Genomic DNA, 22,532 nt, shown 5'->3' with positions numbered 1-22,532 from the left:
TGGCACAGCGTTTCCACACCGAAAGGATTATCCTCACTATGCGATTCATTTCCCGTCTTGCCGCTACTGCCGCAATCGGCAGTGCCTTGGCTGTGGCGCCATTGGCCTCAGCCAACCCCACACACGGTTTCTCAAACGCCGACGGCACAGTAACCTGCGACGCCACCAACATTGACGGCACCTACATCAGCTGCCTTTCTTCTGGTGCACGGGCCACCCGCCCAGAGTGCAACCCGCCGAACGAGTTGGTTCCACAGTTCAGCTACCACGCCGGCCGTTCCCATGCCGGCTGCTGGAACCAAGGCATGGTGGCTGAGCAGTTTAAGCACCTGCAGCCAGGCCAGATTCACCAGTTCAACGAGGTAACCGTCGTGGCCGATAACCAGGGTGGCCTGCATTTTGTGGGGCCGAAGGGCTACCTGGGTTACGCCGGCAAGAAGGCTGTCTCGGGACCAGAAGGTATGGGTTCCATCTCTTCCCGCGCCCTCTAGCCATCCTTATTCATTCCTTCTTTTTATACCTCCTTCCTTTCCTTCACCAACACCCGGGAAAATCCACGTTCAAAGTGGAGACTTCCGGGTGTTGGTGATTTTAAGATGAGGTAAACAGGGAATTCCTTTCCTGAATAACATTCGGTCCACTGCATTGTTTGCTAGGGTGAGCTCCATGACTATTTCAGTAGCAATCGCAGGAGCCACAGGGTACGCAGGCGGCGAAATCCTGCGCCTGTTGCTCTCCCACCCGGCCTATCTGTCCGGCGAGCTGCGTATCGGCTCACTCACTGGACATTCCAACGCCGGACAACGAGTATCTGAACTCATGCCGCATCTGCCGCAGTTGGCGGATCGTGTCATTGAGGACACTACACCGGCCAATCTCGCCGGCCACGACATTGTTTTTCTCGGTCTGCCCCATGGTCACTCAGCGGAGATTGGTTGGCAGCTAGGGGAGTCTGTCACTGTGATTGACTGTGCGGCAGATTTCCGGCTGCGCAATAAGGATGATTGGGATGCCTACTACGGCGGGGACTATGCCGGCTCATGGCCTTATGGCATTCCGGAGGTTCCCGGCAACCGTGAGAAACTTCAGGGTAGCAACCGAGTTGCCGTGCCGGGGTGTTTCCCCACCGCGATAACCCTGGGCGCCTTGCCGGCAGTGGCGAAGAAGCTCATCGAGCCAGAGCTTTCTATCATCGCGATTACGGGCGTTTCCGGAGCAGGTAAGAAGGCGTCAGTTGCCCAGCTGGGCGCGGAAACCATGGGCAACCTCAAAGCCTATAAGCCTGGTGGAACCCACCGTCATACACCCGAGGTCGTCCAGAACCTGCAACCCTTTACTGACGACACCGTGTCGGTAAGCTTCACTCCCGTCCTTGCCCCGTTGCCCCGAGGCATCTTGGCAACGATCACTGCGCCGCTCAAGGGGGACGTCGATAAGCACAGCGTCTATGAGGTATTCCGTGACTTCTACGCTGACGAGCCCTTCTGTCACGTACTAGACGAAGGAAAACAGCCGGAAACGCAGAACGTCGTCGGCACCAACATGGTCCATATACAGGCGCACGCGGATGAGAATGCACAGCGTCTGATTATTACCGCCGCGCTGGACAACCTATGCAAAGGTACTGCGGGTGCGGCCGTGCAGTGTATGAACCTGACCCTGGGATGGGAAGAAGCCCTCGGTCTCCCGCAAGCGGCCGTGGCGCCTTAAGCCTTTTCACAAAGCCTCGAGTAGTACCTCTCACGTAACCGAAGGAGACACACTGATGATTACCGCCCCCGCTGGTTTCATTGCTGGAGCAACAACTGCTGGAATTAAGCCCTCCGGCAAGCCTGATATGGCGCTCGTTATCAACCAGGGTCCTAATTTCAATGCTGCGGCCGTGTTTACCCGAAACCGCGTGGTTGCTTCACCCGTTAAGCTTTCCCGTGAGGCGGTGGCGAATGGTCAACTGCAGGCGGTCATCTATAACTCGGGAAATGCTAATGCCTGCAACGGCGTGCAGGGCGATAAGGATGCTGCGGCCATGGTGGCGGCGGTATCCGAACGAACTGCTATCCCGGCGGCTGACATCGCTGCATGTTCGACGGGTCTGATTGGTGAAGTGCTGCCGATGGACAAGGCTCTGGCTGGTATTGACGATGTGGCGGGCAACCTAGGTGCGGATAAGGCACATGGTCACGCAGCCGCGGAGGCCATCATGACGACCGATACGGTGGTCAAGGAAGCAACCTTTTCCGGCAATGGCTGGAGCGTTGGGGCGATGGGCAAGGGCGTGGGCATGATGGCGCCCTCCCTAGCGACGATGCTCGTGTGCCTGACCACCGACGCAGCAGCAAGCCCCGAGGCGCTACACTCCGCGCTGCAGAATGCCAGCGATAAGACCTTTAACACTTTGGACGTTGATGGTTCGACCTCTACCAATGACACCGTGATCATCATGGCATCAGGTGCTTCCGGCATAGAACCCAGCCAAGAAGAACTCGATGCCGCCGTCTTGGAGGTCTGCTCCGATATTGCAGACCAGCTTCAGGCAGACGCCGAAGGTGTAACCAAACGTGTGAAGATCACCGTCGAGGGCACCGCGACCGACGAGCAGGCCTTGAACGCCGCACGAACTCTAGGTCGCGACAACCTCTTCAAATGCGCCATGTTTGGGTCTGATCCCAACTGGGGTCGTGTGCTTGCCGCTGTAGGCATGGCGGAGGCGGAAATGGACCCCGACAATATCTCCGTCTATTTCAATGAGCAGGCCGTGTGCCTCGGTTCCACCGGTGCGCCGGGCGCGCGCGACGTGGACCTGTCCGGTACAGACATTGACGTACGCGTTGATCTCGGCACGGGTGGACCGGGTACGGCCTTTGTACGCACCACTGATCTCTCCCATGACTACGTGGAAATCAATTCCGCGTACAGCTCGTAGAATTTTAAAGGAGGACTGATGATTCAGGGTTTGTCCAGTGCTGACCGCGCTACCGTGCTGGCGGAGGCGTTGCCATGGCTGCAGCACTACCGTGACAAGATTGTCGTGGTTAAGTATGGCGGTAACGCCATGGTGGATGAGTCACTCAAGGCTGCTTTTGCCGCCGACATGGTGTTTCTCCGTACCGTCGGCGCGAAACCCGTGGTCGTGCATGGCGGCGGCCCACAGATCAATGAGATGCTGGGCAAGCTGGGTATCGAGGGCGAGTTTAAGGGCGGCTTCCGCGTCACGACACCCGAAATTATGGATGTTGTGCGCATGGTGCTTTTTGGCCAGGTAGGCCGCGGCCTAGTCAATCTGATTAACTCCCACGGGCCCTATGCCGTGGGTACTTCCGGCGAGGATGCAGGTTTGTTCAGTGCCCGCAAACGCCTCGTTCAGGTCGACGGAGAGCCCACGGACATCGGCATGGTGGGAGACATTGTCAACGTGAATCCCGAGGCTGTTATGGACATCATTGAGGCCGGACGGATTCCGGTGGTTTCGACAATTGCCCCTGGCCACGATGGCGAAGTGTATAACATCAACGCCGATGTAGCCGCCGGAGCCTTGGCAGAGGCATTAGGCGCTGAGCGCCTTGTCATCCTCACCAATGTGGAGGGCTTGTACACCGACTGGCCTAATCGTGACTCACTGGTGTCCAAGATTGAGATTGACAAGCTGAAAAACCTCCTTCCCGGCCTGGACTCTGGAATGATCCCCAAGATGGAGTCGTGCCTTATGGCCGTCGAGGGTGGGGTAAATGCTGCCCACGTCATTGATGGTCGCATTGCCCACGCCGTGCTGTTGGAACTGCTCACCATGGGAGGCATTGGCACGATGGTGCTGCCCAACAACTACAACCGTGAGGATTACCCAGAGGGAACCGTCTTTAGGAAGGACGATACGCAGTGACTGAAAACATTACATTGACCGAACGGTGGGGAGAGGTTCTCAGCAACACATACGGAACCCCGCCAGTGGCTTTAGTGTCCGGTCATGGTTCCACTGTCACGGACGAAGAAGGCAAGGACTACATTGACCTCTTGGCCGGTATCGCGGTGAACTCGTTGGGCTATGCGCATCCAGCGATCGTGGAAGCGGTGAATGCTCAGGTTGCCACGTTGGGGCACGTGTCCAACCTTTTCGCCAGCAAGCCCGTGGTCGACGCCGCCGGAAAGCTACTGGAAAAGGTGGGGGACAAGGATGCGCGCGTGTTCTTCTCTAATTCCGGCGCCGAGGCAAATGAAGCTGCTTTCAAACTTGCGCGTTTGACAGGCCGTCGTCGAATTCTCGCTGCACACCACGGCTTCCATGGTCGAACGATGGGTTCTTTAGCCATGACCGGCCAGCCCGGCAAGCGCAAGGATTTTGAACCTTTCCCTGGTGGCGTGGAGTTTTACACGTACGGGGACAGTGATTATTTGACCACTCTGGTGGAGCAGGACCCTGACAACACGGCCGCCATCATTGTGGAACCGATCCAAGGAGAGACGGGCGTCATCCCCGCGCCCGAGGGATTCCTCACGGCGATTCGTGAGCTCTGCGATAAACATGGAATCCTCATGATCGTTGATGAAGTGCAAACTGGCGTGGGTCGAACCGGGGATTTCTTCGCGTTCCAACACGAGGGTGTACTCCCAGACGTCATCACCATGGCCAAAGGTCTGGGCGCGGGCATGCCCATCGGTGCCACAATTGCACGTGGTCAGGCTAAGGACTTGTTCACTCCCGGTAGCCACGGCACCACCTTCGGAGGCAATCCCGTGTCCTGTGCGGCGGCGTCAGCGGTACTCGAGCTTGTTGACGCCCCCTTCCTCGCCGATGTCACCCGTAAGGGTGAGTGGTTGCGCCGTGAAGTAGGGAACTCCCCGTTCGTGTCATCTGTGCGTGGGCGAGGGCTTATGCTAGGTGTTGTATTAAATAAAGCGGTGGCAAAGGAGGCTGTGGCCGTGGGTCTGAAGCACGGTCTCATCCTTAATGCCCCCAGTAGTGAGGTCCTTCGACTGACCCCGCCGCTGGTAATCACCGATGACGAACTAGCGCAGGCCGTCGGACGCTTGCATAAAGTATTGGAGGAAGTTGGATGAGTCCTCGCCATTTCTTGGCAGATGATGACCTCACGCCGCAGGAGCAAGCCGAGGTTCTTGACCTCGCCCTGAAGCTCAAGAAGGACCCGTTCTCCGAGCGTCCCTTGGAGGGACCGAAGTCGGTGGCGGTACTTTTTGACAAGACCTCGACGCGCACACGTTTTTCCTTTGAAGCGGGCATTGCCCACCTCGGCGGCCACGCTATCGTGACTGAAACCAAGTCCACCCAGATGGGCAAAGGCGAGACGTACCAGGACACTGCAGCCGTGCTTTCACGCTTTGTTGAGGCCATTGTGTGGCGCACCTACGCCCATCAGAATTTGCTCGAGATGGCTGAAACGGCCACTGTGCCCATCATCAACGCGCTCTCCGATGATCTCCACCCATGCCAAATTCTGGCGGATCTCGTGACGTGCCGCGAAAACTTCGGCGAGCTGGCTGGCCGAAAGGCTGTGTATGTGGGCGATGGCAATAACAATATGGCCAACTCCTACATGCTGGGTTTCGCCACCGCAGGCATGGAGATGGTGATCATCGCGCCCGAAGGTTTCCAACCCGAGAAGGAGTTCGTAGACCGAGCGCGCGAGCGCGGTACGGTGACGGTGACCGATTCCCTCGAGGCGCTCGCAGGTGCGGACGTCGTCATCACTGATACCTGGGTATCGATGGGGCAGGAGGATGATGGCAAAGATCGCCGTACTCCCTTCCTTCCGTACCAAGTCAACAGTGAGTTGATGGCCCGTGCAAAGGACGACGCTATCTTTTTGCACTGCTTGCCGGCATACCGCGGTAATGAGGTGACCGCTGAGGTCATTGACGGCCCGCAGTCCCGTGTCTTCGACGAGGCGGAAAACCGCCTCCACGCGCAGAAGGCACTGCTGGTGTGGCTTCTGGTTCACCAGGAGGAGCGCTAAAAATATGACGACGACTCCTACAACTCGCAACGCGCGCCAGGCCAAGATCCTGGAGATTCTTGATCGAACCCGAGTGACCAGTCAGGTGCAGCTCTCAGAGCTGCTTCTCGACGAAGGAATCGACATCACCCAGGCCACCCTCTCGCGCGACCTCGATGAACTTGGTGCCAAGAAGGTTAAGCGTGATGGAGGCCGGTCCTTTTATGTCGTGGGAGGTGAACTGGAGCAGTTCGAGGACCAGCTCAATGGACCTCGTGAAAAGCTGCGCCGCATGCTGGACGAGCTCGTGGTATCCCATGATTACTCGGGAAATATCGCTATGCTCCGTACTCCGGCGGGTGCCGCGCAGTATCTTGCGTCCTTCATCGATCGCGTTGGACTGCCTGATGTGGTGGGCTGTATCGCCGGTGACGACACTATCTTCATTCTGGCGCGCGAGGACATTGGTGGCCGCGAGCTGGCGGAGAAACTCACCAACCGCAGCATTTAACATTTATACGCAAGTCTGTATAATATAAATCTGATCAGCTTTATAGCATCTGTATGACTCTAAGGAGCAACTCACTATGACTGCACGTGTTGTGCTTGCATACTCCGGCGGACTGGACACGTCCGTCGCCATTCCTTACCTGGCCAAGATGACCGGCGGTGAAGTTATTGCCGTGTCCCTCGACTTGGGTCAGGGCGGCGAGGACATGGAGTCTGTGCGTCAGCGCGCTTTGGACTGCGGTGCCGTCGAGTCCATCGTAGTGGACGCCAAGGACGAGTTCGCTGACGAGTACTGCCTGCCCACCATCAAGGCTAACGGCATGTACATGAAGCAGTACCCCCTGGTTTCTGCCATTTCCCGCCCGCTCATTGTCAAGCACCTCGTTGAGGCTGCCCAAGAGCACGGCGGTACCCACGTGTCCCACGGTTGCACCGGCAAGGGTAATGACCAGGTTCGCTTCGAGGTATCCTTCCGCGCCCTCGACCCAGCCCTTGAGATCATCGCACCGGCACGTGACTACGCGTGGACTCGTGACAAGGCCATCGCCTTCGCCGAGGAAATTAACCTACCGATTGAGCAGTCCGCAGCATCGCCGTTCTCCATCGACCAGAACGTGTGGGGCCGCGCCGTTGAGACTGGCTTCCTCGAGGATCTGTGGAACCCGCCGACAAAGGATCTCTACGCCTACACCGAGCAGCCGGACCTGGGCAATGCCCCGGATGAGGTCACCATCACCTTCGATAAAGGTGTGCCGACCGCCATCGATGGCAAGCCGGTGACGGTGCTCCAGGCCATTGAGGAGCTCAACCGCCGCGCTGGCGCTCAGGGCATTGGCCGCCTTGACATGGTGGAGGACCGCCTCGTTGGCATTAAGTCTCGTGAGGTCTACGAGGCGCCAGGTGCCATGCTCCTCATCAAGGCGCATGAGGCGCTTGAGGATGTCACCGTCGAACGCGAGCTGGCCCGCTACAAGCGCCTGACCGATGCTCGCTGGTCCGAGGAGGTCTACGACGGCCTCTGGTTCTCCCCGCTGAAGCGCTCTCTCGATGCCTTTACCGAGTCCACCCAGGAGAACGTCACGGGCGATATCCGCATGGTCCTCCACGCTGGCACCGCGACTGTTAATGGCCGCCGTTCCGGCCAGTCTCTGTACTCCTTCGACCTGGCTACCTACGACACCGGCGATACCTTCGACCAGACCGCTGCCAAGGGCTTTGTCCAGCTGCACGGCCTGTCCACCCAGATCTCCAACCAGCGTGACCGCGACGGCGGTTTCCCCACCGGTAAGTAAGTAAAGGAAGCAATGCACAAGACCAACGAGGGTGCCCTGTGGGGCGGCCGCTTCTCCGGCGGCCCCTCTGAGGCGATGTTCGCCCTGTCTGTATCTACTCACTTCGACTGGGTCCTTGCCCCGTACGACGTTCTAGCGTCCAAGGCACACGCCAAGGTCCTTCATAAGGCTGGGCTGCTTTCCGACGTCGACCTCGACACCATGCTTTCTGGCCTCACCGAGCTGGGGGAGAAGGTAGCTTCTGGCGAATTCGGGCCATTGCCCACCGACGAAGACGTCCATGGAGCCATGGAGCGTGGTCTTATTGACATCGTCGGCCCAGAGGTAGGTGGCCGCCTGCGCGCTGGCCGTTCACGTAATGACCAGGTGGCAACGTTGTTCCGTATGTGGGTACGCGATGCCGTTCGCGACATCGCTCTCCAAGTCACCGACCTGGTCAAGGCTTTGTCTGAACAGGCGGCGGCCCACCCGGATGCCATCATGCCGGGCAAGACACACTCCCAGGCAGCCCAGCCAGTGCTTCTCGCGCACTCGTTGTTGGCTCATGCACAGCCGCAGCTGCGCAACCTAGAACGTTTGCAGGATTTGGACAAGCGTCTGGCGGTCTCGCCGTATGGTTCGGGCGCACTTGCTGGTTCATCGTTGCACCTGGATCCGGAGGCCATTGCAGAGGAGCTCGGTTTTGATTCTTCTGCGGAGAATTCCCTCGACGGAACTTCTTCCCGTGACTTCGCTGCTGAGACGGCCTTCGTTCTGACTCAGATCTGCGTTGACATGTCGCGCTTGGCGGAGGAAATCGTCTATTGGTGCACTCCGGAATACGGCTACGTGACCTTGGATGATGCGTGGTCAACCGGCTCCTCAATTATGCCGCAGAAGAAGAACCCGGATGTCCCGGAGCTCACACGTGGCAAGACGGGCCGCCTCATCGGTAACCTCACCGGTCTACTGTCCACCCTGAAGGCCCAACCTTTGGCGTACAACCGTGACCTGCAGGAAGACAAGGAGCCCATCGTGGACTCCGTGGCACAGCTCAACCTCCTGCTGCCGGCTATGACTGGTCTAGTAGAGACATTGACCTTCCACGAGGACCGCATGCGCGAGCTTGCTCCGCGCGGCTTCACCCTGGCTACCGATTTGGCTGAGTGGATGGTCCGTCAGGGAGTACCGTTCCGTGAAGCGCACGAGGCTTCCGGCGCTTGTGTTCAGCTTGCAGAGTCCCGCGGGGTGGACCTCGTGGATCTCTCGGACGAGGATCTGAGGGGCGTCGATAAGCGCCTGCTTCCAGAGGTTCGTGAGGTACTCACCATTGATGGTGCTGTCGCCTCCCGTGCGACCAAAGGCGGCACTGCCGGCGTACGCGTCGCCGAGCAGCGCCAGCGCGTGGACGAACTCACGGCGAGCTTCCGTGACTGGGCCAGTACCCCTGTGATTCCGGCCACGTAGCTCATAGAGAGCTCCCACGGCAGCATGCTGTGGCCCCTGTATTGCCACCTCGGTGGTGGCACAAGGGGTTGCATCGGCCGTGAACTATGAAGGTGGCCAGTCGCTGTCCACTGTGAGAAAGGTGCAGCCGCAACCAGGAGAATGGTTGACGGCGAAGGCAAGCTAGGAAAGACGAGCAGTGAGCTCGCGCTCCATCTCAGTGATTTCTCACCGCAGGAGATTCTCCGAATGCTTGAGCTCCTGACAATTTGGGGGACTTTTGTGGGGGTGAGTGCGTGTGAAGTTCAGCGATGTGGGCAAGCACTCTTTATGATTTAGGTCATGAGCAGCCCATCGTCGAAAGGACGCAGCAAGTCTTTCGTGGCCGCCTTGGTTTTTCTTGTGATTGCGGTGGTGTCAATCGTCATCGGGCGTGGGGGAATTTCCATGCCAGACTTTGATTCCTCTGAGGATGTCCACCACATCACAGGTGCCATTAGCCCTGAGCACGAAGAGTACTTCAAGGATCCCGCAACGATAAAAGCCTTGAAAGAACGACACATTGAGCTTGAGGTCGATGTGTTTTCAGCACCAGACATGATTGGGCTCATCGAGAACTCCCCCAAAAAGTATGACTTTTTTATGGCCGAGCTGGACGGTGCCGCGCACACTCTTGAGACATGGGACGCTAACACTGTTCGTACGCAGTCGGACGGCAGCTCCAAGCGTGTCTTTTCCACACCACTTATTGCGCTCGTGCACAGCGACCTAGTCGAAGACATGAAGTCCCATAACGTGGTGACTGAGGAAAATGGCTACGAAACGCTCAACCTTCACACGTTGGTCGATCTTTCGCTAGAGGATAAACGTTGGCGGGACATTAGTCCGGCCTTTGGTTCCCCTCGTGCTGTAGATGTGGCGGTACCACGGGTGACGGAGTCAAATGCCGCCCTGCGATACGCCGCTGAGATTAATTCCGTAGCCATGGGGCCTGCCGCCGAAGAAGTTGGCCGCGATGACATGGCGAGAGTACGCGAACGCGCAGGTGAGATCACTCGCCTTCTCGTAGCGGACCAAGGTTACGGTGAGACCACATCACAGGGAATGCTTGATGCCTTTTTACGGATGGGCAAGGGGGAAATGCCCATGGTGCTGACGACTGAGGCGCAGTACCTCCGTCTTGTCAGTGACGGTAAGGATATGTCGGCCTACACCTCGTTGCTCTTGAGTCCATCGGCATCACTCAACAGCACAGTGGTCCCCAGCACAGAGGAAGGAGACATGATGGCTACGGCATTGGGTCAGGAGCCCTTCCAAGAAGCGGCGGCGAAACGTGGCCTCCGGACTGTGAAGCCCGAGTATTTCGCAAACTTTGCGTGGCAACACGACTACGACATCCTCAAGCATGATGACGAGGTAAATCCGCCCATGTGGGATCAATACGACATGCTGTTGAAGGAACTGAGCTAGGACCGGCCAGTGAGAACATCAGGAAGGAAAATGAGAATGTTTCGCTCTGTGAAAGTGCTGCTTGCCATGATGAGCGCCATGGTGTTGTCAGCATGCTCCTTGGAGGGTCTGCTGGATGACACGGATACTCCTGACTCCGGTACGTCCTTCAGTGGCGGCCTCAACATCGTGGCAGCAACGGAGCTGAAGCCTTTGGCGCCGGTGCTTGATGACGCCTCCCGGGCCCTCGGCTTTGATATCACGATGACTACCGAGGACGGCACCCTAGCGAATTCTCATACCCTCAAGCAGGGCGGATTCGACGGCACCTACGATGCCACGTGGTTTGCTACCAACCGCTTTGCACGCATTATTGGTGCCGACGGAAAGCTGGGCAAAGAATATAGTGTGGCACGCTCCCCAGTGGTGCTCGGAGTGCAGTCCTCCGTCGCGACCGAGAAGGGCTGGACCACGAAGCAGCCGACGTGGCAGGAGATAGCAGACTCCGGGATTACGTTTGGTATGACTGATCCAACGACGTCGAATTCGGGTTTCTCCGCCCTGTCTGCGGCGACGACGGCGTTTGCTGACACTGGCCGAGCGCTTTCTGAGGCAGACATCCGTCAGGCCACAGGCAAGGTTCAGAAGCTCTTTGCCCACCAAACCTTGACGTCGGGTTCCTCGGGCTGGCTGGCAGATCGGTTCCGAGAGCACCCAGAGCAGGCTGATGCGATTTTCAATTATGAGTCGGTGCTGTACCAACTTAAGGACGAAGGAGCCGACCTCGAGGTTGTCATCCCTTCCGATGGTGTCATTTCTGCGGATTACCCGCTGTCAGCGCTGTCTAGCTCGCAAGACACGGAGGCCGAAGGAAAAGTTCAGGCTCTAGCTGAATGGTTGGGTGAGCACCCAGAGAAACTTAAGGACTACCACCTGCGAGTTGACGACACTGACTTGCCGGGCACTGTCTTTGAGCTGCCGTACCCGGCCAATGAAAAGACGGTGGAGGCCCTAGGGGATGCCTTCGCTCACGAGCTTCGTAATCCGGGCAATACGGCCTTGGTCCTTGACACCTCTGGGTCGATGGAAGGGCAGCGCATCGACCTTCTCAAGAACAGTTTGCTCCCGTTGATTGACGGAACTGCTGATGGCTCCGCCGACGGCGAAGGCCAGGTCGCCTTCCGTAACCGCGAGCAAATTAAACTCATCCCGTACTCCTCCGAGCCCCAACAGCCAACCCGTGCCCGGGTTGACAAGGACAACCCCGCAACGACGAAGGAGCTAGCGGATCGAGTGGAGCGTCTCGTTGCCGACGGCGACACCGCCACCTTCGAAGCAGTCCTCTCCGCCTTTAACGAGGTAGACACCAACAGCGGAGATATAGGCACTGTGGTTCTCATGACTGATGGTGAAGTGACTCGCGGACGCACGTTCGCGCAGTTCAAGGAAGCATATGAGCAGCTCCCTCCGGAGAAGAAGGAGATTCCCGTCTTCGTCATCTTGTATGGTGAAGCCAACATCCAGGAGATGCAGGAACTGGCAGCACTCACCGGCGGCAAGACCTTTGACGCACTGAACGGTGACCTCGCTGCGGCATTCGAAGAAATCCGTGCCTACCAGTAAAGCAACTCCGCCTACTCCTAGGAGGCAAACCCTATGAACGCTGTGAATTCGCGAAAAGTTGTCGTCGGTTGTGTGGTGACGGCCCTCGTTGTCATCCTGCACGTGCTCACCGGCGGTGGCCTGGGCTTTTTGTGGCCCGTTGTGGCAGTGTGTGCCGGTGCGGCAGCGGGACTGGTGACACCGCCGAAGCAGGAGAAGGTTCTCGAAGCACCGAAGGCCGGCCCGGGCCAGCTAGTCAGTACGTTGGAGGGAATCCGTTATAACTTGCGTCGCCGCAAGGTCCCTGGTCCCGTCCAGCATGCTTGGGATTCCTTTGATGAATCTGCTTTGTGGGTACTGAACAACTGGCATCGTTTGGATGATGCTCCTCACCAGCAGGCTTTGGTACGCGACATGATTCAAGAGCACTCCGACGAGCTGGTGAAGTCTTACCTTGAGGTTACCGACCTGAAGAATCCCGTCGCAGTCCAGGAGATGAGCGAGTCGCTGGGAATCCTGGGCCGTGAGATGGATGAAATCCGTGAAGCTATTGCGCAGAATTCGGTACGAAACCTGCGTAATCACTCGATGGCACTCAAACTCGAATACGACGGGACCCTTCCCTCTATCGAATCTAAGGAGGTGTAGGGTTAGCGACTATGAGTCTCGATCCGAAGCTGCTTGACATCCTGGTGTGTCCGCAGGATAAAGGTCCGTTGAAATATTTGGCTGAGGAGCAAGTCTTGGTCAACGAACGCCTAGGCGTGGCCTATCCCATTGAGAACGACATCCCTGTCATGTTGGTCGACCACACGATCCCGTGGCCGCCCGAAAAATAGTCCTCACAGCACAGCACGGTATCGACATCTAAAAAGGAGCTTTCATGAACATCATTGATGAGCTGCAGTGGCGCGGTCTCATTAACCAATCCACCGACCTCGACGCACTTCGCGAGGCCTGTGAGGAGCCCATCACTCTGTACTGTGGTTTCGACCCGACTGGAGATTCTCTCCATGCTGGTCACCTCGTTCCGATGATTATGCTTCGTCGTTTCCAGGAAGCAGGACACCACCCAATTGCCTTGGCCGGTGGCGCCACTGGCCAGATTGGTGATCCGCGCGATGTGGGGGAGCGTTCCATGCTCTCCCAGGAGACCATCAATGACAACTTGGTGGCGATCAAGAAGCAGTTGCGTCAGTTCATTAACTTTGACGGCGACAATGCTGCCACCATGGTGAACAATGCTGACTGGATTTCTCAGATGTCTGTCATCGATTTCCTGCGTGATGTAGGCAAGAACTTTTCCCTTAACACCATGCTGGATCGCGATACCGTGAAGCGCCGCTTGGAATCGGATGGCATTTCCTACACCGAGTTTTCCTACATGCTTCTTCAGGCCAATGACTATGTACACCTTCACAATGAGCATGATTGCGTACTCCAAATCGGCGGTGGCGATCAGTGGGGCAACATCGTTTCCGGTGTAGACCTCAACCGCCGCGTCAATGGGGCTAAAGTCCATGGCCTGACTGTTCCGCTCGTCACGGATGCGCAGGGGCAAAAGTTTGGTAAGTCCACCGGTGGCGGCAAGCTGTGGCTGGATCCGGAGAAGACGTCTCCTTACGCCTGGTACCAGTACTTCCTGAATGCCGGGGACTCCGTCGTTATTGACTACCTTCGTTGGTTTACCTTCCTGACTCAGGAAGAAATCGCTGATTACGAGCAGAAGGTGGCTGACGAGCCTTTCCGTCGCGAGGCACAGCGACGCCTGGCTCAGGAAATGACCACACTGGTCCACGGCGAGAAGGCCACGAAGTCTGTAGAGCTTGCCGCCCAAGCTCTGTTCGGAAAGGCAGAGCTTGCAGATTTGGATGAAGGCACTCTGGCAGGAGCGCTTTCTGAAACTGAGGTAGCGGAGATCGCAGCCGACGAGCCGCGCACCATTATCGATCTTTTAGTGGCCTCCGGCCTTGCGGACTCTAAGGGTGCTGCGCGTCGTACCGTTAAGGAGGGCGGCGCGTACGTCAATAACCAGCGCATCGAGTCTGATGATTGGGAGCCGGCGGAAGAGGATCTTCTTCACGGTGTGTGGCTCGTGCTGCGTCGCGGCAAGAAGAACTTTGCCGGTGCGAAGCTGAGCTAGCCGAACCATCTGCTGCTAAGGTAACCGCCATCATGCCCGTCGAAATTCTCGACGGGCATTGGTCGTTTTAGACCGTTTGCGAAGCTTAGAACTTTTCGAATAGTAAAAAGCGGGCATGACCTGCCGATTTGTCGAAATATGGGGCCGTGCGTATATTTATCGAGGTCGCCGCGACAAGCGGATGACACGGAGATTAACTCCTAGTTGACAAAGATTAAACTTGTTAGCTAGAGTATGAACTCCAGCCGCTCAGAGCAGCAACCATCAGATGTTAGCTGCGAAGAACGTGCGGATGATGTGTGAGAACTCAATAGTGTGCCAATGTACTTTTTTGTGTTGGTTGGTTTTTATTGTTCTGGCTGTGTTGTGCTGTGTGTGCGGCATGGTTGGTGTATGCCGGATGGCGCTTTTTCAAGCGGCGTCATTGTAAATAACAGTAAGTTGTTTGGGCGTATTGATTTAAATCTTCTAACGTGGCCAGCCTCCTGTATCCCCGTCGGGTTGGGGGTTGGTTGTTGATTTTTTCTTTATGTAATTTTTGGATATGCCAGTCCGTGCTGTGCACGGTTTGGTTTGTCTTTTTTGTCTAGGTTTGGGCTTTTCACGGCCTTTTTTGTGGAGAGTTTGATCCTGGCTCAGGACGAACGCTGGCGGCGTGCTTAACACATGCAAGTCGAACGGAAAGGCCCTAGCTTGCTAGGGTGCTCGAGTGGCGAACGGGTGAGTAACACGTGGGTGATCTGCCTTGTACTCTGGGATAAGCTTGGGAAACTGGGTCTAATACCGGATAGGAACTGCCTTTAGTGTGGTGGTTGGAAAGTTTTTTCGGTGCAAGATGAGCTCGCGGCCTATCAGCTTGTTGGTGGGGTAATGGCCTACCAAGGCGTCGACGGGTAGCCGGCCTGAGAGGGTGTACGGCCACATTGGGACTGAGATACGGCCCAGACTCCTACGGGAGGCAGCAGTGGGGAATATTGCACAATGGGCGGAAGCCTGATGCAGCGACGCCGCGTGGGGGATGACGGCCTTCGGGTTGTAAACTCCTTTCGACAGGGACGAAGCTTTTTGTGACGGTACCTGTATAAGAAGCACCGGCTAACTACGTGCCAGCAGCCGCGGTAATACGTAGGGTGCGAGCGTTGTCCGGAATTACTGGGCGTAAAGAGCTCGTAGGTGGTTTGTCGCGTCGTCTGTGAAATTCCGGGGCTTAACTCCGGGCGTGCAGGCGATACGGGCATAACTTGAGTGCTGTAGGGGAGACTGGAATTCCTGGTGTAGCGGTGAAATGCGCAGATATCAGGAGGAACACCGATGGCGAAGGCAGGTCTCTGGGCAGTTACTGACGCTGAGGAGCGAAAGCATGGGTAGCGAACAGGATTAGATACCCTGGTAGTCCATGCCGTAAACGGTGGGCGCTAGGTGTAGGGGGCTTCCACGTCTTCTGTGCCGTAGCTAACGCATTAAGCGCCCCGCCTGGGGAGTACGGCCGCAAGGCTAAAACTCAAAGGAATTGACGGGGGCCCGCACAAGCGGCGGAGCATGTGGATTAATTCGATGCAACGCGAAGAACCTTACCTGGGCTTGACATACACCAGATCGCTGCAGAGATGTAGTTTCCCTTGTGGTTGGTGTACAGGTGGTGCATGGTTGTCGTCAGCTCGTGTCGTGAGATGTTGGGTTAAGTCCCGCAACGAGCGCAACCCTTGTCTTATGTTGCCAGCATTTTAGTTGGGGACTCATGAGAGACTGCCGGGGTTAACTCGGAGGAAGGTGGGGATGACGTCAAATCATCATGCCCCTTATGTCCAGGGCTTCACACATGCTACAATGGTCGGTACAACGCGCAGCGACACTGTGAGGTGGAGCGAATCGCTGAAAGCCGGTCTTAGTTCGGATTGGGGTCTGCAACTCGACCCCATGAAGTCGGAGTCGCTAGTAATCGTAGATCAGCAATGCTGCGGTGAATACGTTCCCGGGCCTTGTACACACCGCCCGTCACGTCATGAAAGTTGGTAACACCCGAAGCCAGTGGCTCAAACTTGTTAGGGAGCTGTCTAAGGTGGGATCGGCGATTGGGACGAAGTCGTAACAAGGTACCCGTACCGGAAGGTGCGGGTGGATCACCTCCTTTCTAAGGAGCATTATTTTTTAACACCAGTTGGTGTTTAACCATCCAGACCCCCTTTCTTTTTGTGGGTGTGTGGTGGTTGTGGTGGTTGATGTAGACGCGTGTTCTGCTGCCACCTTTTTTTAATCGGGTGGAGATACACCTTAACCAGAGTCTTAATTTATCTAATCGACGCAAGTTACTTTTTTCTTTTGTATGTTGGTGCATTGTTGGGTGTCTGGGGCATTATCCCCTGGTTGTAACCCATGCTGGTAACACACTGTCGAAGCCTTGTTGCTTGGTGGTGGTTGTGGTGTGGGGTGTTGTGTGAGAACTGTATAGTGGACGCGAGCATTAAATCGCATGCTTGTCACCGTGTGGTGGTGGGTGTGTGGTTTGTGTGATTTCTGTTCTTTTGTGTTTTGTGTAGTTCACGCCGGCCGCATACGTGGTGATGGTGCTTTTGGCATTGTTGTTGTGTGTGGTTGGTTGTGTGTTCGTTATTTAGGGCGCATGGTGGATGCCTTGGCATGCTGAGCCGATGAAGGACGTGTAAGGCTGCGTTAAGCCTCGGGGAGTTGTCAATAAAGCGTTGATCCGAGGATGTCCGAATGGGGAAACCTGGCACCTGTTATGGGGTGTTACCCTTCAGTGAATTCATAGCTGTTGTGGGGGTTTACGCGGGGAAGTGAAACATCTCAGTACCCGTAGGAGGAGAAAATAATATTATGATTCTGCTAGTAGTGGCGAACGAACGTGGATGAGGCTAAACCGTATGCATGTGATACTTGGTAGGGGTTGTGTGTGCGGTGTTGTGGGGCCCGATTTTAAGCTAGCTACCACTGGTTTGCGTGGGTGTTGTTGTTAGGCGAAGTGGTGTGGAAACACCTGCCAAAGAGGGTGATAGTCCCGTAGTTGAAGACTTCAGCATCTGTGTGGTTGGGTGCCCGAGTAGCAGCGGGCTCGTGGAATCTGCTGTGAATCTGCCGGGACCACCCGGTAAGCCTAAATACTTAGTGTGACCGATAGTGTATGAGTACCGTGAGGGAATGGTGAAAAGTACCCCGGGAGGGGAGTGAAATAGTTCCTGAAACCATGTGCTTACAATCCGTCAGAGCACCTTTTTTTGTGTGTGATGGCGTGCCTTTTGAAGAATGAGCCTGCGAGTCAGCGGCATGTCGCGAGGTTAACCCGTGTGGGGTAGCCGTAGGGAAACCGAATCCTAATGGGGTGTTTTAGTGGCATGTCCTGGACCCGAAGCGGGGTGATCTACCCATGGCCAGTGTGAAGCAGCAGTAAGATGCTGTGGAGGCGCGAACCCACGTAGGTTGAAAACTGCGGGGATGAGCTGTGGGTAGGGGTGAAAGGCCAATCAAACTCCGTGATAGCTGGTTCTCCCCGAAATGCATTTAGGTGCAGCGTCGCATTAGCTTGGTGGAGGTAGAGCTACTGGTTGGTTGAGCGGGACTACAATCTTAGCAATGTCAGCCAAACTCCGAATGCCATCAATYGTGTTGTGCGGCAGTGAGACTGTGGGGGATAAGCTTCATAGTCGAGAGGGAAACAGCCCAGATCGCCGGTTAAGGCCCCTAAGGGTGTGCTAAGTGGAAAAGGATGTGGGATCGCGAAGACAGCCAGGAGGTTGGCTTAGAAGCAGCCATCCTTGAAAGAGTGCGTAATAGCTCACTGGTCGAGTGGTCCTGCGCCGACAATGTAGTGGGGCTCAAGCACACCGCCGAAACCGCGGCAATAACTTGTTATTGGGTAGGGGAGCGTCGTGCATGTKTKGAAGCGTTACCGTAAGGAGGCGTGGAGTGTGTGCGAGTGAGAATGCAGGCATGAGTAACGAATTGGAAGGTGAGAATCCTTCCCGCCGGATGACTAAGGGTTCCTGGGTCAAGTTCGTCTTCCCAGGGTGAGTCGGGACCTAAGGCGAGGCCGACAGGCGTAGTCGATGGATAACCAGTTGATATTCTGGTACCCGTATGTCCGCGCCCATGATAAAGCACTGATACTAACCACCGCGGATATGATTGATGTGTTCTTTGAACACGTTGGTTGTTGATGTCGTGGGGCCTGATGTGTGGTTCAAGTGATGGGGTGACACAGAGTAGTAGCCATGCCGCTTAGTGGATTGTTGGTGTAAGCGTGTGAGGTGGTGTGTAGGTAAATCCGCACACCGTATAGCCTGAGGCGTGATGCGTAGCCCGATTGGGGTGAAGTTGGTGATCTAGTACTGTCGAGAAAAGCCTCTAGCGATGTGGATGTATGGCCCGTACCCTAAACCGACACAGGTGGTCAGGTTGAAAATACTAAGGCGTTCGGGTGAACTGTGGTTAAGGAACTCGGCAAAATGCCCCCGTAACTTCGGAAGAAGGGGGACCACACGACTTAAACCAGTCTKTGCGCTGGTGGTGGGTTGTGGGGTCGCAGAGAATAGAGGGAAGCGACTGTTTATCAAAAACACAGGTCCATGCGAAGACGTTAAGTTGATGTATATGGACTGACGCCTGCCCGGTGCTGGAAGGTTAAGAGGACCGGTTAGTCAACTTTGTTGGCGAAGCTGAGAATTTAAGCCCCAGTAAACGGCGGTGGTAACTATAACCATCCTAAGGTAGCGAAATTCCTTGTCGGGTAAGTTCCGACCTGCACGAATGGCGTAACGACTTCTCTGCTGTCTCAACCACAGGCCCGGTGAAATTGCACTACGAGTAAAGATGCTCGTTACGCGCGGCAGGACGAAAAGACCCCGGGACCTTCACTATAGCTTGGTATTGGTGTTTGGTTCGGTTTGTGTAGGATAGGTGGGAGACTATGATACGCGTGCGCCAGCACGTGTGGAGTCGTTGTTGAAATACCACTCTGATCGGATTGAGCATCTAACCTTGGCCCATGATCTGGGTTGGGGACAGTGCCTGGTGGGTAGTTTAACTGGGGCGGTTGCCTCCCAAAATGTAACGGAGGCGCCCAAAGGTTCCCTCAGCCTGGTTGGCAATCAGGTAGCGAGTGTAAGTGCACAAGGGAGCTTGACTGTGAGACAGACATGTCGAACAGGGACGAAAGTCGGGACTAGTGATCCGGCACCTACTTGTGGATGTGGTGTCGCTCAACGGATAAAAGGTACCCCGGGGATAACAGGCTGATCTTCCCCAAGAGTCCATATCGACGGGATGGTTTGGCACCTCGATGTCGGCTCGTCGCATCCTGGGGCTGGAGTAGGTCCCAAGGGTTGGGCTGTTCGCCCATTAAAGCGGCACGCGAGCTGGGTTCAGAACGTCGTGAGACAGTTCGGTCTCTATCCGCCGCGCGCGTTGAAACTTGAAGAAGGCTGTCCCTAGTACGAGAGGACCGGGACGGACGTACCTCTAGTGTGCCAGTTGTTCCGCCAGGAGCATCGCTGGTTGGCTACGTACGGAAGGGATAACCGCTGAAAGCATCTAAGCGGGAAGCCTGTTTTAAGATGAGGTTTCATTTGAGGTCCCCTACAGACGATGGGGTTGATAGGCCAGACCTGGACACACCGCAAGGTGCGAAGGCTACTGGTACTAATAGACCAAAACAAACACACCAAACAAACAATGGTTTGGGGAATAAACACAAACACGAAGACAAAAAATCACTGTCGCTCGCGTCCACTACACAGTATCTGACACAACACACACAACCAGACCAGGTGTGCTCTACGTGTTTGTCGGTGGCCTATAGCAGCAGGGAAACGCCCGGACCCATTCCGAACCCGGAAGCTAAGCCTGCCCGCGCTGATGGTACTGCAACCGGGAGGTTGTGGGAGAGTAAGAAACCGCCGACACCAAACAACAACAAACAACTCAATACAAACCCAAAGAGAGGGGACCGCTAAAGCAACACCGCTTTAACGGCCCCTCTTTTCCTGCGTTTTCACACACACCACCCCCAGCACGAACAACACCACAACCTCACTCCGCGCGACTGGTTCCACGCCCTGCCCGTAGGGCGGAGACTTGAACCTAAAAGTGCAGACCTGAAAACCCAGACCCCCAGCACAGCACCCACCACCAGCCACACCCACCAACCAGTCCACCAGCACGTCTGGACATCCAGGTCTGGCCAAATAGAAACCCAGCACAACGTTCGCTCTGTAAGGAGGCGTGGTATACGTGCGTATTAGCGTTGTTCTCGCACTTTTTGCGGGTCTTGTTTACTAATATGTTGCGTAGCGCGATCTTGGCGGCGGGATGGAGGAGATTTTGGTGGATTTTTCCCAATCTTCGGTGGCTTTTAAAAATTCCTATAACCCTGTCTTTCTCGCCGATCTTGAATCTGTTCCATACAAGGAAAAGAATGAAGACGCTTCGCCCTATAATCTCTATGAGGTGTTCAAAGAGGAGGGGCCTGTTCCCGATGGCGGGACGTGGCTGGAGGCCTTTTTGTTTCTAGGAATCTTTGCGCTACTTGAGTCAGTTTTCATCCTCATAGTCTGGGCGCTTAACAGCCAAGACGTTCCGTGGTTGGTCTGTCTCCTACTTGGGGGCCTCTTCGTTTATCACGTGTATCGGATCGTGTCGTGGCGGTTGTTTATGAGAAAGTTGGCTACGGCGTGGAAGAACGGCTGGATCGATTGCTACCCTGCGTGGTTGGGCAGTCTCTATTTCGATGAGAACAATGTAAAGTCTGGGAAATCTAAGTATTTCTACCGGACGAAGCTTATGATCATGGCGCCGAGCGGGGAAACACACACCTTTGAGGATTTTGAGGCGCAAGCGGAAAGCTCGCGTGAGTTGGAGTCAAACAGGGTGGCCCTGGCAAGCGATCTTCGAAGGGTTCGGCTCGACCCTCAGCGCAACAACGGGTGGTCCTTTTTTGCTGTTGTGCGCGGGAAACCGTTGGGGCACGGAAGTTTGGAGACCGGATTGAATAAGGCGCAGATTGCCGCGGGGCTCGAACGCGTCCACTATGGCTGGCCTCTAGACAAGTCACCTTTTGAGGGGTGAGAGTACAGGTTACGGGGAATGTGGGGCGCTTCACTAGCGGCGGAACATATTGCTGTTTTAGGGGTGCTGACCTGTACACTGGTTCGGTACATACGGACGCGTCGATCGCAGAAAGTGCATAGCTTTAATGTCTGAAACCAACTCCCGCGACCACGGCCGCGAACAGGATCGGGACCGCGAAGGGTCCTCGAATGGCAACCGTGGACACAATCGCTCTGGGGGCCGCAAGTTTGACAAGCGCGGCGGATCACAGGGGCGTCGCGAAGAGCGTCGCGGTGATCGCCGTGATGAGCGTCGTGGCAGGCGTGATGGCGCTCACCCGCGTCGTGATGACCGGCGTAGCAATCACAAGGGGCATGACCGTGATAAGCACAAGGTCTCGCACCCCCAGCGTTCTGGTTACCGTGAGGAGCGAATTAACCGTCGCATGACGGACCCGGATCTGCCGTCTGATATTGACATCACTGACCTCGATCCTTCGGTTCTCCAGGATCTTTCGTCGTTGTCGAAAGAGAATTCTGAGGCCGTAGCTAAACACCTCATTATGGCAGCAACGTGGTTGGACGATGATCCGAAGCTGAGTCTTCGTCACGCACGCGCCGCAAAGGATCGCGCCGGACGTGTCTCTGTGGCACGAGAGATGAATGGTATTGCAGCTTACCGTGCTGGTGAGTGGAAAGAGGCTTTGGCCGAACTTCGTGCGGCTCGCCGTATTTCCGGCGGGCCGGGCCTTCTTGCCGTTATGGCTGACTGCGAGCGTGGTCTTGGCCGTCCCGAAAAGGCAGTCGAGCTGTGGCGTAGTGAAGACGCCAAGGAACTCGCACCAGAGGATGCTATCGAGTTGGCCATCGTTGCCGCGGGGGCACGACTGGACATGGGACAGGCAGATTCAGCTGTGGTCACGATACAACGCGCGCAGCCGAACAAGGACGCTACCGGAGTTGCTGCTTGCCGTCTTTCCTATGCCTATGGCAATGCACTGCTGGAAGCAGGCCGTAAGGATGAAGCCAAGGAATGGTTCCAGCACGCGTCTGACATCGATGAAGGAGACTGGACGGACGCGGCGGAGCGTCTGGCCGAGTTTTAACA

At 56.1% G+C, this 22,532-nt stretch carries 16 protein-coding genes and 3 rRNA genes; all 19 read left to right on the top strand.

Annotation, left to right across the window (positions count from 1 at the left end; translation table 11 throughout):
- Positions 1-38: 38 nt before the first annotated feature.
- The 19 genes from CSING_RS07225 (at position 39) to CSING_RS07135 (ending at position 22,530) form a co-directional block, all read left to right on the top strand.
- Positions 39-491 (top strand): hypothetical protein, encoded by a 453-nt coding sequence (locus tag CSING_RS07225; RefSeq protein WP_042531001.1) that lies wholly within the window; start codon positions 39-41, stop codon positions 489-491.
- A 175-nt stretch (positions 492-666) separates the two neighbouring features.
- Entirely contained in the window at positions 667-1,710 is a 1,044-nt protein-coding gene (gene argC / locus CSING_RS07220) for an N-acetyl-gamma-glutamyl-phosphate reductase (RefSeq protein ID WP_042530999.1), read from the top strand.
- Positions 1,711-1,765: 55 nt separating this feature from the next.
- On the top strand, positions 1,766-2,923 hold the full coding sequence (gene argJ, locus CSING_RS07215) for a bifunctional glutamate N-acetyltransferase/amino-acid acetyltransferase ArgJ (protein WP_042530997.1): 1,158 nt from the start codon (positions 1,766-1,768) through the stop codon (positions 2,921-2,923).
- An 18-nt stretch (positions 2,924-2,941) separates the two neighbouring features.
- The gene (argB, locus tag CSING_RS07210) at positions 2,942-3,877 is read left to right on the top strand and encodes an acetylglutamate kinase (protein ID WP_042530995.1); all 936 of its coding nucleotides are present in this window, start codon (positions 2,942-2,944) and stop codon (positions 3,875-3,877) included.
- A gap of 8 nt (positions 3,878-3,885) precedes the next feature.
- Entirely contained in the window at positions 3,886-5,052 is a 1,167-nt protein-coding gene (locus CSING_RS07205; protein WP_042533271.1) for an acetylornithine transaminase, read from the top strand.
- Positions 5,049-5,966, top strand: a complete 918-nt coding sequence (argF, locus tag CSING_RS07200) for an ornithine carbamoyltransferase (protein WP_042530994.1) — start codon at positions 5,049-5,051, stop codon at positions 5,964-5,966. Before CSING_RS07205 ends, argF begins: the two co-directional genes overlap by 4 nt.
- A 4-nt stretch (positions 5,967-5,970) precedes the next feature.
- Positions 5,971-6,456, top strand: coding sequence for an arginine repressor (locus CSING_RS07195; protein ID WP_042530992.1), 486 nt, complete (start codon positions 5,971-5,973; stop codon positions 6,454-6,456).
- 76 nt (positions 6,457-6,532) lie between these two features.
- Positions 6,533-7,747, top strand: coding sequence for an argininosuccinate synthase (locus tag CSING_RS07190; protein WP_042530990.1), 1,215 nt, complete (start codon positions 6,533-6,535; stop codon positions 7,745-7,747).
- A gap of 12 nt (positions 7,748-7,759) precedes the next feature.
- On the top strand, positions 7,760-9,193 hold the full coding sequence (gene argH / locus CSING_RS07185; RefSeq protein WP_042530988.1) for an argininosuccinate lyase: 1,434 nt from the start codon (positions 7,760-7,762) through the stop codon (positions 9,191-9,193).
- 426 nt (positions 9,194-9,619) lie between these two features.
- Complete coding sequence (locus tag CSING_RS07180; RefSeq protein WP_236683942.1) at positions 9,620-10,642, top strand: hypothetical protein; 1,023 nt, start codon at positions 9,620-9,622, stop codon at positions 10,640-10,642.
- A gap of 36 nt (positions 10,643-10,678) precedes the next feature.
- The gene (locus CSING_RS07175; RefSeq protein ID WP_042530986.1) at positions 10,679-12,244 is read left to right on the top strand and encodes a vWA domain-containing protein; all 1,566 of its coding nucleotides are present in this window, start codon (positions 10,679-10,681) and stop codon (positions 12,242-12,244) included.
- A gap of 33 nt (positions 12,245-12,277) precedes the next feature.
- Positions 12,278-12,871, top strand: coding sequence for a hypothetical protein (locus CSING_RS07170; RefSeq protein ID WP_042530984.1), 594 nt, complete (start codon positions 12,278-12,280; stop codon positions 12,869-12,871).
- A gap of 11 nt (positions 12,872-12,882) precedes the next feature.
- Complete coding sequence (locus tag CSING_RS07165; protein ID WP_042530982.1) at positions 12,883-13,062, top strand: Trm112 family protein; 180 nt, start codon at positions 12,883-12,885, stop codon at positions 13,060-13,062.
- A 44-nt stretch (positions 13,063-13,106) separates the two neighbouring features.
- On the top strand, positions 13,107-14,366 hold the full coding sequence (gene tyrS / locus CSING_RS07160; protein ID WP_042530980.1) for a tyrosine--tRNA ligase: 1,260 nt from the start codon (positions 13,107-13,109) through the stop codon (positions 14,364-14,366).
- A 612-nt stretch (positions 14,367-14,978) separates the two neighbouring features.
- Positions 14,979-16,497 (top strand): 16S ribosomal RNA (locus CSING_RS07155).
- Between the two features lie 469 nt (positions 16,498-16,966).
- Positions 16,967-20,041 (top strand): 23S ribosomal RNA (locus tag CSING_RS07150).
- Between the two features lie 122 nt (positions 20,042-20,163).
- A 5S ribosomal RNA gene (gene rrf / locus CSING_RS07145) occupies positions 20,164-20,281 on the top strand.
- Together the 16S, 23S and 5S rRNA genes form the textbook arrangement of a ribosomal RNA operon.
- A gap of 406 nt (positions 20,282-20,687) precedes the next feature.
- Positions 20,688-21,443 (top strand): hypothetical protein, encoded by a 756-nt coding sequence (locus CSING_RS07140; RefSeq protein WP_052471397.1) that lies wholly within the window; start codon positions 20,688-20,690, stop codon positions 21,441-21,443.
- A 127-nt stretch (positions 21,444-21,570) separates the two neighbouring features.
- Entirely contained in the window at positions 21,571-22,530 is a 960-nt protein-coding gene (locus tag CSING_RS07135; RefSeq protein WP_042530978.1) for a tetratricopeptide repeat protein, read from the top strand.
- Positions 22,531-22,532: the final 2 nt, after the last annotated feature.

It is taken from the genome of Corynebacterium singulare, from assembly GCF_000833575.1.
In the GTDB taxonomy this organism is placed as follows: domain Bacteria; phylum Actinomycetota; class Actinomycetes; order Mycobacteriales; family Mycobacteriaceae; genus Corynebacterium; species Corynebacterium singulare.
Note: the sequence above shows the minus strand (reverse complement) of the source record. Positions and strands in the feature narration are given on the sequence as shown.